10 protein-coding genes are annotated in these 17,077 nt (G+C 43.4%); 2 read left to right on the forward strand and 8 right to left on the reverse strand.

The annotated features are described in order from the left end of the window. The 5 genes from A4S05_RS31435 to A4S05_RS31455 all read right to left on the reverse strand — a co-directional run. Positions 1-2,813 (reverse strand): Hpt domain-containing protein (locus A4S05_RS31435; RefSeq protein ID WP_176727167.1); only part of this gene is annotated, 2,813 nt, incomplete at its 3' end. A gap of 91 nt (positions 2,814-2,904) precedes the next feature. Beyond that, entirely contained in the window at positions 2,905-5,850 is a 2,946-nt protein-coding gene (locus A4S05_RS31440) for a methyl-accepting chemotaxis protein (RefSeq protein WP_069073703.1), read from the reverse strand. Positions 5,851-5,864: 14 nt separating this feature from the next. Next, positions 5,865-6,395 (reverse strand): chemotaxis protein CheW, encoded by a 531-nt coding sequence (locus A4S05_RS31445; RefSeq protein WP_069073697.1) that lies wholly within the window; start codon positions 6,393-6,395, stop codon positions 5,865-5,867. Positions 6,396-6,408: 13 nt separating this feature from the next. Then, complete coding sequence (locus A4S05_RS31450; protein WP_069073698.1) at positions 6,409-6,774, reverse strand: response regulator transcription factor; 366 nt, start codon at positions 6,772-6,774, stop codon at positions 6,409-6,411. 244 nt (positions 6,775-7,018) lie between these two features. Continuing rightward, the gene (locus A4S05_RS31455) at positions 7,019-8,203 is read right to left on the reverse strand and encodes a response regulator (protein WP_069073699.1); all 1,185 of its coding nucleotides are present in this window, start codon (positions 8,201-8,203) and stop codon (positions 7,019-7,021) included. Positions 8,204-8,587: 384 nt separating this feature from the next. Here A4S05_RS31455 and hmpF point away from each other — a divergent pair, with 384 nt between their 5' ends. Then, positions 8,588-10,348 carry a pilus motility taxis protein HmpF gene (gene hmpF / locus A4S05_RS31460; RefSeq protein WP_069073700.1) on the forward strand — a complete coding sequence of 587 codons (1,761 nt, stop codon included), beginning with the start codon at positions 8,588-8,590 and terminating at the stop codon, positions 10,346-10,348. 94 nt (positions 10,349-10,442) lie between these two features. Here hmpF and A4S05_RS40840 read toward each other — a convergent pair whose 3' ends face one another. Then, complete coding sequence (locus tag A4S05_RS40840) at positions 10,443-10,643, reverse strand: hypothetical protein (protein ID WP_141699857.1); 201 nt, start codon at positions 10,641-10,643, stop codon at positions 10,443-10,445. A 228-nt stretch (positions 10,644-10,871) separates the two neighbouring features. On the opposite strand from A4S05_RS40840, the gene A4S05_RS31465 reads away from it, so the two are divergent. Further along, a complete protein-coding gene (locus A4S05_RS31465) occupies positions 10,872-13,691 on the forward strand; it encodes a M16 family metallopeptidase (RefSeq protein ID WP_084227336.1) in 2,820 nt (939 codons plus the stop codon). Between the two features lie 322 nt (positions 13,692-14,013). On the opposite strand, the gene A4S05_RS31470 is transcribed toward A4S05_RS31465, so the two are convergent. Continuing rightward, positions 14,014-15,030 (reverse strand): sulfate/molybdate ABC transporter ATP-binding protein, encoded by a 1,017-nt coding sequence (locus A4S05_RS31470; protein ID WP_069073702.1) that lies wholly within the window; start codon positions 15,028-15,030, stop codon positions 14,014-14,016. A gap of 144 nt (positions 15,031-15,174) precedes the next feature. Beyond that, on the reverse strand, positions 15,175-17,077 hold a 1,903-nt coding region (locus A4S05_RS31475; RefSeq protein ID WP_370684507.1), incomplete at its 5' end, for an NACHT domain-containing protein.

Below are 17,077 nucleotides of genomic sequence, written 5' to 3' on the forward strand. Positions count from 1 at the left end.
TCATCGAAAGAGCCGAACAAATCACTTGGCTGTACTTCGGTTAATCCTGAATCCGAAGTTTCCCCAAAACTAATAGTTTCTGATAATTCATCCACAGCATTCTCTGTGGGTTCCATCTGAATATAGGTGGAATCATTTACAGCGACATCTTCAAACAGCAGTTGCGAATTTTCATCGTCAGAGCCGAACAAATCACCTGGCTGTACTTCGGTTAATGCTGAATCTGAATTTTCCCCAAAACTAATAGTTTCTGATAATTCATCCACAGCATTCTCTGTGGGTTCCATCTGAATATAGGTGGAATCATTTGCAGCGACATCTTCAAACAGCAGTTGCGGATTTTCATCGAAAGAGCTTAATGAATTAAGTTCCAGATCAACATCAGATATATCTTGGGGCTGATTAGTAAATTCTGGAACAAAATCTAAAGCTTCTGGTTGTTGCGGCCTGAGAATTTCTTCCTCTGGATGCGGCGCAAACAACGGCGTTTCAAGCCTAGAAACATCGTTGATTGCAGGAGAAATAGTTGAGCTACTTGGTACTAATTCATCAAATAAATCATCTCCCGAATCTGATGAGAGTATCAAATCTAGCTGCTCTTGCTGCTGGAAATTGAGATCAAAATCTTCTTCTATGTCAAAACTAGCTATAGAAGAAGGTATAAGTGGCTGACTATCAGCAAAAATATCATCAGTTACACCAGTAAACAAACTCTCATCTAACGCCCTTTCCACATTCTGCTCAATTAAGGAATCGAACTCGTCCTGTTCCTCTGTGGTTTCCTGACTCCAAAAGTTGCTCAGATCATTTTCTGATTGAGAAAATTCAGGTGCCGTTCCTGGAGAAGTATCAAATAAATCACCGATTTCTGGTTCACTTGTAGGCAGTAGTATCTGTTCTTCCGTTTCACCAAACAGGTTGTCCAAAGACAAGCCTGTTGGCTGGGGTAATTCTATGTAGTCACTGGGGGTAATTTCTTCTACCCAATTTGCATTTCTAGGTTCTAAAAATAAGTTATCAAAACCATTTTGTTGGTTAGTAGATAGTTCTACACTGGCAAATGACTCAGTTTCTGGTTGAGTCACTTCGCCTATTGGCAATAGTTCATCATCATCTAATGCCAGTGACAATAAATCTTCTACTACATCATTTTTGTTGACATCAGTAGACTGGTTTGTATGACTAGAAATATCAATAAATTCTTGTAAATCTTCAGAAGAAGAATCTAAATTTATATCAAGTACGTTAATATCACTCAACTCTAGAGTCGTAGCAGCTATTTGTTGATTTTGCGGTTCTGAATTTTCCTTTTCTAGGAAATTATCGCCAAATAATAGGGATAAATCTTCTGTAGTGGCTGTGATTGTTGGGTGCTGTGTATTGCTTATGTCTTGATCAAAGGAGAGTAAATCGGATAAATCGCCATCAGCAATCTCAGCATCAGTACTGCTGAAATCAATTCCAAAGTCATCGGTGGAAACGATATCTAAAGTTTCTTCTTGATGCCAGCTTTCATCTAGTTCGGGAGTCTCACCTTCAAATAAATCGGCAAGGGTATTTAACTCAGCTATTCCTACCTCTGGGCCATTAGGGTCAAGATTGTTACTGATTGGATGTGCTTCTTCATGTGTGTTGAAAGTAAGACTGGTGTGAGTCGCAGCATTGAGTTGTGTTCCTTGGAACTCAAGATAGGGGCGTTCGTTGGAGACGTTGGTGTAGCCAGATGTTCGTGGACTCGCTAACGCTGCGCGATCGCTAGTATCTTCGTCTAGATTCAATTCTTCATTTATCTCGTCGGTGTTACCAGATAGAATTGGCTCTGATTCTGTCAAAGCCGCAGACTGTTCATCAAACAAATCAGGCGTAACTGCTAATAACTCAATTTCTGCAAAGCTCAAAAGTGCTTCTAGTTGCTGACTAATTGCAATTTCAGCTTCCCTACCTTGCAGGACTAATTCTTGAGCTTGCTTAATTTCGGTAATGACAATTTTAGCTAAAGTCAGATAAGTATTTTCGGGATTGCCGATCGCACTGGCTGCTGCTTGACACAAACTACACCATTTCGACAAATTCCAAGTCTCACCAAGTTTGACTAACTGCTGACAGCATTGCTGAAGATTTTGCCGAGTTGAGGGTGTTGTGGTTTGCTTAAATAGTTGCAACATTTCCCGCAGTGTTTGCAACACTTGGGCTTGAAACTCACCCCAATTATTATTTTCTTTAGCGCTGACTGGCGAAGACACCTCCTGGGGCGCTATCGAGTCTGGAGATTCTTCTGCCAAATCGGGAATATCTCGCCGCAGGAAAAGTTCTGTAAGTGTGGAGACATTTTCTACAGAGGTTGTGTGTGGTTCTGTTGCATCAGGATTGCTGGATACTCCACTCTTTGCTTGTTCTACAAGTAGTTCCAAATGCTGATACAGCCATTGAAACACTGGCTCCGTTTCTGACATCAAAGTATTAGCTGCATCTTCGGAAAGACCATAAGGCCCGCTCAAATGCTCTAACAGCGATTTTAGGGTATCAGATACACCAAGAAATAAAGACTCTAACTTTTGGTCAATCTGAACCGGATTATCTTTAAGAACTTTGAAACAATCTTCCAGACGGTGGGAGGTATGCTGGATGCTAGTCAATCCAAGCATCGCCGCTCCTCCTTTGATGGAGTGAGCCGCCCGGAAGACTTCACTGATCATTTCCGGGTCGTTCAGAGTACCCTCTAAATTCAGCAAGCCCTGCTCAATGGTGTTCAGGTGATCCCTGGCTTCTTCAATAAAGTAACCCAAAATCCGCTGTTGTTGTTCCGGCAGCATAGTTTTTTAGTCATTAGTCAATGGTCATTGGTCATTGGTCATTAGTCATTAGTCATTAGCAAATAAAAAAGGACAAAAGACAAATGACTATTTATCTGGTTTCCATAGTTTCCACTCGGAAACGTTCAACGGAGGCGATTAAGTCACGGGATACACCTACTAAGTGTTGTAGAGCACCTGAAACTCGCTGTGCTTCCTGGGAAGTTTCTTGGGCAGTCAGTTCTACTGATTGCATTACATGAGCGACGGCGCGGGAAGTTTCTGTTTGTTCCACAGTGTCGCTGGTAATAGAGCGCACAAGAATATCGATGCGATTCGCCACTTGAATAATATTTTCGAGCGATCGCTTGGCTTCTTCTGCCAATTTTGTCCCTTTAATTACTTGTTGTGTGCCTTCTTCCATTGCGGTCATTACTGAGCCTGTTTCGCTTTGGATTTGCATCACAATTTGTTCAATTTCCTTCAGGGATTTAGCAGATTTGTCTGCTAACTGGCGCACTTCATCTGCTACAATCGCAAACCCGCGTCCCGCTTCTCCCGCCCTTGCCGCCTCAATACTGGCATTGAGTGCTAACAAGTTTGTTCTCGAAGCAATCTGAGAAATCAACGCCACAATTTTAGAAATTTCTTGAGAAGATTCCGCCAACCGCTTGACTTTGCGAGTGGTTTCGGCAACGGTTTCTCGAATTTCTAAAATCCCCGCCACGGTATTTTCTACTGCTTCGCCACCTTTGAGAGCGATCGTACTAGCATCACGAGCGACGGTTTCGGCTTCCCGCGCCGCTTCTGCTACCCGCTGAATTGAGTCGGTCATTACCTGTACAGAATTCAGCGTTACTGCCAACTCTTCTGCTTGGCGCAAGGCATCACTAGATAATGCTCTAGCAAAGGTTTCAGAGTTAGTTGCACCTTTTGTTACATCCTTCGCCGCCACTTTTACCTGTTGCACAATATCCCGCAAGTTTTGAATTGTCAGGTTAAAGGCATCAGCTACAGCTCCGAGTACGTCGGCTGTCACTTCAGCTTGGACTGTTAAATCACCTCTAGCAGCACCTTCCACATCATCCAAGAGACGAATCACCTGGCGTTGGAGATTTTCTTTGGCTTCCTCTTGTTCATCGGCTTTCCGTTGGGCTTCACTTGTGGTTGTGAAAATTACCCGCGCCATTTCATTAAAGCCAGTGGATAAATGCCCCAATTCATCTTCGGAATACACTGTAGCTTGAGCATTCAGATTTCCTTGACGTACAGCCTCAAACTGAGCTTGGAGATCATTAGTTGTGCGCCGAATTTGTTTCAGCGCCAAATTCCCCATAAAGCCCGCGGTAGCAAAGCCTGCAATCCCAGATGCGAGTGACATTGCCCAACCTGTGTTTCGTACTGTTTCTCGTTGTTGGGGTGGCGAAAATGTGGTGGCGACAAAGCTAACTGTAGCTACAACCAGCGCCGAGACAATGCCGACGCTTCCAGCAATTAACCATTGTTTCTGTTCGATGGAGGCATTTTCTAATGGTGCTAACCATCCTTGCTCGATGCTGACGTTGGGTTCTAGTTTCGAGACATCTGTTTGGCTAAAGACTGGAACTCCTTCATGGGAACCAGTCATCGAAAATAGTTCTTCTTCGCGATCGGCTGTATTACTTGGAAAAGCCTCTGCGACTTGAGCGCGTCCAGTGTCACTATTTTCTGCTGGAGCCGAATGCATTGCTAGATCGCCGAAGTTAGCATCTCCTTCGAGCAGGTCAAACCCTGGAATGTTGCCTAAATCGTCAAATTCCTCAAAATCATCTAAAAACTCGATATTGCTCTTAGAATTTTCTCCATTCAGTATAGTACTTGAGTCTTCATAAGAACTTAAACCCTCTGAGCCAAAAGCAGACTCAAATGCTTCCATATCAAAGTTTTCATCGTCATCAAAGCTATTTTGACTGATGAATTCGCCTGATTTCAACGGCTTTTCTTCTTGAGGTATATTGCTGCTAAAAGCTGAAGAATTCTCAGATAAATCTGGCTGAGAAGCTTCCTCTGCGGCAAAATCTTGTGGTTCCAACCAACTATGTGCTTCGGTTTCAAGCAAATTATCTTGACTGCCGTATTCCAATTTATTTTTTGTTGCCGAACCATTTCTCAGTTCTTCTTCAACAATTAGTAAAGTTTCGTCTCCAAAACTAGATTTTTTATATTCTAAATTTTCAATACTAAGTTCTGGGGACTTTGGCTCACTCAACAAATCAGGAAAATTATTCTCGCTATTACCAATTTCTGACTTAGAAGATGAAGAGTTATTATTGTTAATAGTTGAATTTTCTTGAAGAGAATTTATCCCATTATCTGAAAATTGACTATTTACTAATGATTCTTCCAGAATATCTTCTGACACATCTTCTTGCCAAAAAGCAGGCAATTCTAATTCTGCATTCTCCTCCCACTTGCTATTTGACTCTTGTTCCTGTGATTCTTCATTTAAATTTAAGGCAAAAGGGTCGTCACCAAAAGCTGGAGAAGAATCTGAGATTTTGACCGTTCCAATGCTGTCTTCTGTGGGTAGGTCAAATGGACTTTTTGAAGATAGTTCTTCAACGCTATCCACAGTTTCTTGATGCTCTCCAAAAAAGTTCAAATCAAGGTTATTGCTGTCAAACTCCTCACTAGCGCCCAAATCTTCTAATTCTGGTTCGCTATATGCCAGTGGATCAGACATCTCTGAGGAATTTATTTGCTCTTGACTTCCGGATGTATCAACCTGCCCACCGAATGACTGTAAATATTGATTGATATTTTCAATTCCATTCTTGGCAAAACCAATAATTTCTTGATCGTTAGTCAGGCCTAATACCTGTTGATATTCTTCTTTTGCTACATCGTACTGCTGTAAAACATAGTAGATGTGACCCCGCAACAAATGGGAGTTGGGGTCATCTGGTAAATTTTGCACCACTTGGTCAACTAAAGTGGCTGCAACCTCATAATTCCTTTGAACATAGGCGGTCATCGCCTGTTGATATGTTGGCTCGTAATTATCAATACTTGCTGCCATTTCCTCCTCCAATTTCATCCTGCCCACCTAGCACTCCGTACAATTGCCATTTGATCGAGCAGTCTTAGGCACTGATTTTTTTTAGCACTTAATGACCACTCTCCACGTAAAAAAGGAGCCATAGTATCTGGAACATTAGTTGGTGGCATGAGATTTTGGACATCCAGCCAATCCATACCACCAATTTCCTCTACTGCTAAACCCACTATTGTGTCTTGCTCCTCAATGGCAATCACCGAAATTTCAGCTCTATCCGTGTTTAATGCACTTGCTTCCCCAAGAAATTGACCCAAATCGGCCACCCAAATAACTCGACCTCGTAAATTTAGAGTACCCAAAAGTAAAGGAGAAGCATTAGGAATCGGGGTGATTCTATCAGGACTTAATTCAATTACCTCCCGGATGCCAGTTGCTTGTAGTGCAAACTCCTGATGCGAGGGAATGTAAAACCTCAAATGTAACTCACCTTCAGGACTTTCTACTTGTAATTCTGGTCGGAAGTGGTCTTGACCGCTGCCACTTAAAAAGTCCGGTTTGCTGACCATGTTGTTTTTATCCTTATCCTCGCAGCAGTTGTTTGACTGTTCCTACCAACTCGGTTGGTTGAAATGGTTTGGCTATGTAGGCATCTGCACCCTGTTTCATCCCCCAGTAGCGATCAAATTCTTCGCCTTTGGAAGAACACATAACCACTGGGACATTTTGGGTTTTTGGATCGGATTTTAACCGCCGACAAACTTCGTAGCCGTTCATCCGGGGCATGACAATATCCAATACCACTAAATCTGGAGGTGCTATTTGAATTGCCTCCAATGCTTCTAATCCGTCACTGGCATGGGTAACTGTTAGGCCAGTTGCTTTCAGGAGGTCTGTAATCATCTCCCTTTGCGCGATACTGTCTTCCACAATCAGAACTGTGCTCATAAGTGTCTATTTACCTCCTGATGTAGACGTTCCTATTTGGAACATTCCCTGATTCCTCCGCAAGTATTAACTGTATAAATTAATTCTATGTTTTCACTATTTTCCCGGTGATTGACGTTTCACGAAGTTGGCTGACTCTGTGATAACATCTTTTAACTCATCTTTTAGTAGATCAACAAATCTTCGATCTCTTTATATGTCTCATAGATGAGGAAGAAATAATCAATGCCCCATGCCCAATGCCCTATTTTCCTTGCTTGCTGATATATTTATCCACGAGCATGAGTAACTCAATGTCTGTAAATGGTTTTGTTAAATAATCTGTAGCCCCGACCATCCTAGCTTTGACTCGATCAATAAACCCATCTTTCCCAGTAAGCATGATAATTGGTGTGAGCCGAAATGCTGTTGAATGTCGCAGCATGGCGCAAACCTCGTACCCCTCCAATTCCGACATGGCAATGTCGCATAAAATTAAATCTGGTTTAAGTTGAAAAACTAGACTCAGTGCCTCTAAAGGATTGGTGAGCGCGATCGCTTCATAACCTTGTGGTTCTAAGATGGAATTTATAGTCTCACCGATGGCGATCGCATCGTCAATACATACTATCCGCCCCTTTTGTTTTTCTTTCAATTCCCAGCTATCTGTGTGAATGTCTGGTTTACTGGTGGCTGAATATACTAGTTGTAGCCAACCCTGTTGCACATAAGGATATATTGCTTTCGCGACTGTCAAAATGTCTCGGTTGAGATGGCGAGCTAGTTGTCGCAAGGATGTTTTACCATCAGCCCAATGTTGTAGCTTATTTACGGTTGCTTCTGGTAGGGAAGATTGTAGCTGAACTTTGTCAGATAGCACTGGCAATTGTTCTGGAGACTGAATATGTGGATAGAGTTGCTTCCACTCTTGCACTTGCTTCGTAATTTTTGTCACAAATGGAGCAATCTCAAAAGTGTTTAATTGCGGAGCAAGTGCCACACCCTGATGGAAAATAAAGTTACCTTGGCGCAAACTCAGCAGGTCAAAGAGAGTTTCATGCACCAAGCCTTGAATGATACTACCAGCTATCTTTGGGTTGATAATATTCCGCTCCAAGAGTGCCCAAAGATAGGCATACTCTGGCGCGTCGGTTGGTGGTAAAGAGGCAATTTGTTTGTCGGTGAGTCGCATCTCAACTCGATAATGACGTAAATAATCGCTAATTCTGGATAAACTACTCTCGCCTTCTTGGCAATAGATAATTTGACCATTCAGGAAAAAGACGAACCAAGACTGTTGTTTAGGGCGATTAATACTTGCTCCGTCTCCACCCAGTTTGTTGTTATGGTGAGAACTATAAGCTTCCACCCATAGTTGCCCAGTTCGCTGTCCCAACTCAATCAATTGCAGGATACTGCAAATATCAATTTCATTTAAATTTCCCTGCATTTATCTAAAAGTTACTCCTTAAGTATTGCTGAATTCTGAATGCTGAATTCTGACTTCTTCTTTCAGTATTGATTATGGAGTATTGAAAAGATTTTTACCCTGTTCTGATTGTTTTTAGGAAATATATTAAGCTATGAAGCTTCATCTTTCGTAATACACTTTGACAAAGCTAGTGTTAACACGGAAGTCATCATCACTGTCATCAGTACAAAATATAAAGGCGCGACTAGGTCGCTTCTATAAGTATCAAGACGTAATATCTCGCGTCTATAGTTTTGTCTGTCTTGTTCTCTTTAACTTCGGTTCAGTGAGACAAGTTAACAGAATTATTTAAGGTATATCCCAAAACACGAATTTGAAGTGCATCAATAAAGGACTAACGGTGTGCTGTATTTAGCAGAAGTACAAAAACAGAAAGGTGGTTTACTCAGTGGCGGTGCTAAAACCGAACTGAAACTGCTAGCTTGTCAGCGAACTGACCAGAATTGGAGTACTGTGTCGGAAGAAGTGATTGCCGCTGAGGACGCAAGCAAATTAAATGATGGTGCTTTGGTACTGGCTGAACTGAATCCGAATCGTCAAGTGCAGCGGATTCAAGAAGCAGGGCGGCCACTAGTCAACATTTTGCAGAATTTTTCCCGCCAGTTGGAGAAATTTAAGCTCAAGGAAGATGAGATTGATCAGTGGAAACAGTCGTTAACGTTTCAGGCGCAAGAGTTGAATCGCCGTGAAATGGACATGGAGGTACGCTCGGAACAGTTGCAACAATTGGAGGATGAGGTACAACAACTAGAGGAGCAAAAACAGGAAGTTGATACCTCGCGCCAGGAAATTGAACGGTTGCAAGCAGAAGTTGAGCGCAACCGCCAAGAGTTGGAAGGGGCTTGGGAGCATCTACGCGGTGAGCAGCGTCGCTTAGAGGAACGTCAAGCGGATTTTCAACCAGGGACGGTTTTGGATGAGGAGCAAAGTCGGGTAATGAGTGAGTTACTCGATCGCTTGTCTAGTCGTGTTGCTCCCACGGAAACAGTCAGAGAACACCTGCATCTGGCTTTTGAATTAGTCGAAAAGCAGCAAGAGACTCTTACCCCGCACTGGCAAAAACTTGAGGAGCAAAAAAGTGCGATCGCACAACAGCAAGAAGAAGTTGAGCGCTTGTCACAAACTTTTAGCGATCGCCAAAATGCATTGCAAGAGGCACAAAATTCTCTAGTTCAGCAAACAGCCCAATTGCAAATAAATACAGCAGACCTTACCAGCAAGCAAGAGTATGCTCGGATAATTAAAGAGCAGTTACGAAGCGCCGAAGAGTTATATCAACAGATGCATTCTTTAGCTGCAACATCTGGTGATGTAGTTCTCGGCCAACAAGCTGATGTGGAAGCTTTGGAGAAAATGCCTTTAGAAGAACTACAAAAGATAGTGCAAGACTTGGAGCATAAGTTAGAAATAGACGCTAGCTTTGTTCACGATCAAGAACAAGAACTGAAATATAAACAAGAAGCTATAGAAGAACTCCAAACTAAATTAAATAATGCATCTGACCATGACCACATCAATTTAGAACTAGAACTAACTGATGAAAAAGACCTTTATCAGATGCTAAACTCCAGTTTGGTGGGACAACGCCGCAATATGCTACAGCATCAGAAGTTTCTCAAGCAACACCAAGCTGTAATGCTGCGACGCCAAGGACATACTGTTACCGAAGAAGAAAGTAACAACAAAATTAATTTAGAACCGATTCTGTTACAAATTGAAACCCAGCGACAACAATATTCCCAAGAAATTCAAAAGCTAGAACGTGAGATTGACCAGATTCGTTCTGGTGTTGAGCTAAATCAGGGAATGATTGACAATCAAACTCACGATCTAGATGAAAAGCGCCAAGAACTGAAAGCGATTGAGGAAAACTTGCTATCTCTACGAAGAACCACTGCTGAATTATCTGGTCGAGTAAATCTTTATCAAGAAGCACTACAACCAATTCAGGATTCTCTAGATGGATTACGGCAAAAGCTGCAAGGAATTGGAGAATCTTTGGATCAATTCCAGGAAACTGGTGATTCTCAAGTCCAAGCGATCGCACAGTTGCGCCATATCCTCCAGGGTTTAATGCCTCAGCCCGAATTGTTAGCCTCTTAAAAAGTAGACATCTGGCGAAAATTAATTCTGCGTTGCTCGAAATCCTTGTTAGGGACAATTCATGAATTGTCCCTAATTCATTTTCACCAGATGTCTAGTGTCCTTTGAGTTTCAATACGGTTCGGTTAAGGCAAAAGACGCGATGAATCGCCGTCTCTACAAAAGACCGATTATTGTAGAGACGGCGATTTATCGCGTCTTTGTGATAATCATCAGCTAAAAACGCGCTGATATCGCTATCCCGAAATGTACGTAGCACTTGTGGTGTCTCCAGTCTGATGGGAACTGGAGACATGATTTAGCAGGAATTACGAGTCTACCAAGGCGATCGCTAATTAAACTGATCAAAAGTGATAGCAATTTGACATGAAGACGCACCAAACGAAAATTCACTTTTAATCTGTGCTGCAAGCTTGCTTTTAAATTTTGTCTGCTTCCCTCCATAACTAGCAACTTAAGTTAGATTTAAATTTTGAAATACCTTTTGGGGTTTTATTTAAAAATTGGAAATTTTGCATTGCTTATGAAACGGCGACCATACATGCTTATAGGATTTTTTCTCAGCCTTCTTCTAACTATCGTGCCTTTGTCAGGCAATTTTACCAATGCTGCAACACCAACAGCAGTCGCACCTGTATCCTCATTCACCCAAGGGGTACAAAAAACGGTATTGGACAACGGTTTAACAGTATTAACTAAGGAAGTCCATACTGCTCCAGTGGTAAGTGTGCAAGTTTGGTATAAAGTTGGTTCACGCAACGAGGTTAAGGGAGAGAGCGGCATTTCTCACCAGCTAGAACATTTGATGTTCAAAGGGACAAATGACCGTCCAGTACAGTTTGGACGGTTATTTAGTGCCTTGGGTAGCCAGTTCAATGCTTTTACTAGTTATGACGAAACAGCTTACTTTGGCACTGTGCAACGAGACAAACTGGAAGCACTGCTGACGCTGGAAGCCGATCGCATGGAAAACTCCTTAATTGGGCCTGAGCAACTGACAAGTGAAAAGCGGGTGGTGATTTCCGAGTTACAGGGGTACGAAAATTCACCTGAGTATCGTCTGAATCGGGCAGTGATGCGAGATGCTTTCCCTAGCAGAGCCTATGGTTTACCTGTGGGAGGGACAAAAGCAGATGTAGAAAAATTCACGGTGGAGCAGGTGCGGAATTATTACCAAACCTACTACAGCCCAGAAAATGCCACGTTGGTGATTACCGGAGATTTTGCCACAGAACCCGTACTCGAAGTTGTGAAAGAAACTTTTGGTAAGTTATCGCAACGATCAGAAAAGCAGAGGTCTAATGAGGCAGTTGATAATGCAACCAGAGTACTTGATCGTTTCTTAGCATCTTCTTCCCTCGCCGACGCTTCTCCATCTAGTCCTGTTGCTAAAAAAGCAACCATTGTCCTTAAGCAACCTGGAAGTGCAGCACTATTGCAAGCGGTGTATCCTCTGCCAGATATCAAACATCCTGATGTCCCGGCAATTGATGTGATGGATGCCATTCTCACAGGTGGACGTAGTTCTCGGCTTTATCAGGCTTTGGTGGAATCTGGGCTTGCCAGTTCAGTAAGTGGCGGTGCTGCCGAACTTATTGAACCGGGTTGGTATGAAATTGATGCTACGGCGGCTCCAGGTCAAGAGTTGGGGAAAATTACCCAGGTAATCCAGGAATCTTTAGCAAAATTGCAACAGCAGCCAGTTACCTCAGAAGAGTTGAACCGAGCGAAGACTCAAATGCAAGCCTCGTATATTTTGGGGAACCAAGACATCACTAGTCAAGCCAGTCAACTGGGGTATAACCAAACGATCGCGGGAGATTATCATTTTATTGAAAAGTATCTCGCAGCGATCGCAAAAGTCACTCCTGCTCAAGTGCAGCAAGCAGCAAAAACTTACCTCAATCCCGCTAAACAAACCATCGGCTTCTTTGAGCCAACTCAACCAGATGGTCAACCAGGGACTTCCGGCACTGATTCTGGTCGCACGGTGGAAAATTTCAGCCCCGGTAAGCCTGTAGATCCAGCAGAATTGGCGAAATATTTGCCACCTGCCACATCAGCGACAGATTCAACCAAACAATCACTACCAGAGGAGTTTACCTTAAATAATGGTTTGAAGGTTTTGCTCTTGCGCGATCGCAATCTTCCCACCATTAACTTAAGCGCACAAATTGACGCTGGTACTGAATTTGATGGCAATCAAAAAGCTGGATTAGCGAATCTGACTGCAAACAACTTAATGAATGGGACGCAGACTAAAAATGCTCTCACCCTAGCTAAAACCTTGGAAGACAAGGGAGCAGGTTTGAACTTTAGTGCTAGCCGCGAGGGAGTTAACGTCAGCGGTGAGGGACTTTCAGCAAATCTGCCGATATTGATTCAAACTCTGGCAGATGTGTTAGAAAATGCCACTTTCCCCGCCGATCAGTTAGAACTGAGTCGCCAGCGAGCATTGACAAGTCTGAAAGTCCAGCTAGATGACCCTAGAGGATTGGGACGGCAAGTATTCCAGCAGGCAATTTACCCCGAAAATCATCCATTCCACAGCTTTCCTACAGCCGAGAGTTTAAAGAGCATTACTCGTGATGATTTGCTGAGTTTCTACCAGACACACTACCGACCGGATACCACAACGATCGCAATAGTTGGAGACTTTGATTCAGTTAAGGTAAAAGCTTTGCTGAATCAGGTGTTTGGTAAATGGCAAGCCACAGGTAAGCCACCTGTTCTCAAAATACAGACCGTACCATTACCGCAAACTTTGACACGTCTAAACAAAGTAATTCCCGGTAAATCTGAGGCTGTTACCTACATTGGCTACAATGGCATTTCTCGGAAAGACCCACGTTATTATGCAGCACTGGTGCTAAATCAAATTTTGGGTGGTGATACCTTATCGAGCCGCCTGGGTACAGAAGTACGCGATCGCCAGGGTTTGACTTACGGTATATACAGTGGTTTTGCCGCCGGCATCAATCCTGGGCCCTTCTTGATTCAAATGCAAACTGCTCCTCTTGATGCCCAAAAAGCGATCGCCAGTACTCTCGCTTTACTCAAACAGTTACGCGAACAAGGTGTGACTGAGGCTGAATTCAACACAGCACAACGTTCAATTAGCAATAGCTACCCAGTGGATTTAGCCAATCCCAGTAATGTATCCAGCATCATTTTGGATAATGCTGTCTTGGGGCTTTCGCGATCGGAAATCCGAGAGTTTCCTCAGCGGATTCAAGCAGTAACTATGGCTGATATGCAACAGGCAATTGAAGATTTAATTAAGCCAGAAAACTTGGTGATTGTCACCACCGGCCCTGGAAATACATTACCCAAGGGCAGTTAATTACCTCAGATACATAGCAATCCGCTTTGATTTTTGGACTTACTTGCGTAGGGAGGCAATAGGCAATAGGCAATAGGCAATAGGCAATAGGCAATAGGCAATAGGCAATAGGCAATAGGCAACAGGCAATAGGCAATAGGCAATAGGCAATAGGCAATAGACAACAGGCAATAAAGCTTTTTGACTTGTATGGAGTTTTATTCACCTTCTGCCTCCTGCCTCCTGCCTCCTGCCTCCTGCCTCCTGCCTCCTGCCTCCTGCCTCCTGCCTCCTGCCTCCTGCCTCCTGCCTCCTGCCTCCTGCCTCCTGCCTCCTGCCTCCTTCAAATTGAATAAGACACTGGGAAAGACTTCGCATCCTTGGGCTTCACATACACTCGCTGTTGTGGTTCTAACTCTAAGTCATTAAAGCGATCGCGTGTTAAATGCGCCATCACCACTTGCCCGTCATCGAAAGTTAATTCCACCTGAATTTCCCAACCCAAATGGATCAATCGGCTCACTGTCGCAGCTGTAGTAGCACCGTTAGCAACTTTTTCAAAAATCACATCTTGCGGACGCAAAAACACTTGTGGGTGTGGTGCATCAAATCCGCTACTTTGAAAAATCTTCGAGGTGCTAGGTAATACGTTCACTGGGCCGATGAAGCTCATCACAAATGCAGTGGCAGGATTATCGTAAATTTCAGATGGTGTCCCCACCTGTTCCACACGCCCTTTATTCATCACCACAACCTCATCGGAGACTTCCATTGCTTCCTCTTGGTCGTGAGTGACGAAAACCGTGGTAACATGAACCTCATCATGGAGGCGGCGTAACCATGCCCGTAAGTCTTTGCGGACTTTAGCATCAAGTGCGCCAAAGGGTTCATCTAACAGTAATACTTCCGGTTCTACTGCCAGTGCCCTTGCTAAAGCTACCCGTTGTCTTTGACCACCGGAAAGTTGTGATGGATAGCGATCGCCTAATCCAGTTAATTGCACCAATTCGAGTAATTGTTCTACCTTTCCCTTAATCTTCTTTGGCTGTGCCTTACGAATTTCTAAGCCAAAGGCAATATTTTGCTTGACAGTCAGATGCTTGAATAAGGCGTAGTGCTGAAATACAAATCCAATATTCCGCTGTTGCACGCTTTGGTATGTGGCGTCCTTACCAGTCAGCAGGATTTTGCCACTATCTGGCATTTCTAAACCTGAAATTAACCGTAGTAGCGTAGATTTACCTGATCCCGATGGCCCTAGCAACGCAACTAGCGAACCACTCTTAATTTCCAGGCTAACCTCATCAACTGCCTTGAAACTCCCGAATTGTTTGGAGACGTTCTCAACTACTATGCCCACTGCTGCTGTACCTCTACAACTAAATCTACAGATCCTTGGTAGGATTACTGTGTCTTACATATACCATACATAATTATTTATAGATGAACAAGATTTAGGCTTTACTTTTCAGCACGCACTAAATACCCAATGCCCAATGCCAACTTACCTAGTTCGCAACAACTGCACAAAGGTATTACTCACCGTATTGTCTTTGGTATCAGCCGCGTATTGAATCAAATCTTCCCGCAGTTCTTTGGCTGCATCTAAAGGAAGTAACGTTGCTAGCAAGAAATAAACGCCACGAAAACGCGGGTCGCCCATTCTATCAACTAATAGTCCTTCGGCGGCATCACTTTCGCCGAGGAAGTTTTGCACCAAGAAGAAATCCATGATTTTATCGTGGCGGAAGTACCATTCTTTCTTGGCTTCGCCTTTTTCATCTTGCCACTGACGGCTGACTACCATTTTGTATTTCTCGTCTTCTAAAGACATGGCAACTTGGTGAAATTCATCGGCGGGTAAGGCTTGTTTGTCTTCGAGTCGCATTTGGTAGACGGCGGCGGAAAATCTTTTGAGGGGAAATTCTTGTTTCCATTCTTGCTGGTATTCTGCCGCCATCAGGTTGTATTGCTGTTCTTGCAAGCGAAACAAGTTTGGCTGTTTACCTTGTGATAACATCAGCGCTACTACTGTGAGATCCATTGGATTGGAAAGAATTCGGCGGACAGCATCTAACTCTTCTTTGGCTTGCTGGTTATTGAGGACTTCTGTTAAATAAATGGTGCAGGCTTGGGCGTAATCAGCACCTTGAATTTTGGCATCTTTGGGGAGTCGCGGCTGACGGGAGATCAAAAACTCTTGAATTTGTTGTTGTTCAAGGGGCTGCAAGTAGTAGGTTTTGGCTGTTGAGGGGGGTGTCCACTCTAGGGGCTGGGTAGTCATGATAATGTTGCCCCGGAAATAGCTTTCGACAAACTGGCAGATTTTTGCCCGTGTTTCGGCGGTGACTTCGTTGAGTCCGTCGATGCAGATATCTATCGCGCCACTGTAAATCAGGTTTTTCAGGAAGTCGGCATCTTGGGCTTGGCCGTGTAGCTTGTCTTGGATGGCTTCAATTACGCCTTTATGACATTTTTGGGCGGGGAGATAAACGACTATGCGCTGGGAGTTTTGCAAGAGATGACGGAGAAACATCGACTTGCCTAAGCCGGAATCTCCTTCTAAAATAATTTGTCCTTGAATACTGGGTAAGGCTGCGGTAATTGGGAGGATTTCTCCTGATGTGGGGACTTTGACTTTTGATTCTGGGAAGTATGATTGGTCATAAAAATTATCTAAGCCGGCATCGGCTAATAGAGAAGGTTTGAAGGGTTCAAATAATTTGCGGCGGAAGGGGGGAAACCAGGTGAGGAGAAAGCCGACATAGCCCACGCCGAGAATCCGGCGTACCCAAGGGTTCCAGAAGAAGATGGCTTGGATTTGGGGGAATTTGGGGTAGGCAAAGATGAGGGCTAGCCAAAAGGCAATGTGAGCAATGATAGTGTTTCTGGCTTTGAAAAACCACTGCCAATATTCCAGATTATTAATTACTGAGTGTAGTGTATCGGCATGAGTGGAGTTAATTTTTTTGAGGTTGCTGTAATGAGTTTGCAATAAGTTAATATCTTGTGCTTTCCAAAGAATTTGTTTGTTGGCAGCGACTTCAGAAATTTGCTGTGCTAAATCTTTTCTTAATTGATTTAGTTCTTGGCTGGGTTCCCAGGCTTGGCGAAAGACATTTAGTGTTTTGATACCTTCAGCGTGTGTCAGTTTATCGGGAGTTGCTTTCGGTCTGCCTAGCCATGTGAGCAAGGTTTTGACTTCATCAGTGCCGCCACCAAGGAAATAGGTTAAAAATCGCCACTGTGCAAATTCTGATTGGCCTTCGTAATAGACGCTATCCAGAATTACAATAATATTATTTAGGTTGAGTTGTTCTATCTTCCCCAATGCCGATGCTGCGCTGTAGCGAACATAATACTCAACGGATTTATCCTTGAGGAAGTCAGCGATGTCTTTGACGTAG

The sequence above is a fragment of the Nostoc sp. KVJ20 genome, from assembly GCF_001712795.1.
Taxonomy (GTDB): domain Bacteria; phylum Cyanobacteriota; class Cyanobacteriia; order Cyanobacteriales; family Nostocaceae; genus Nostoc.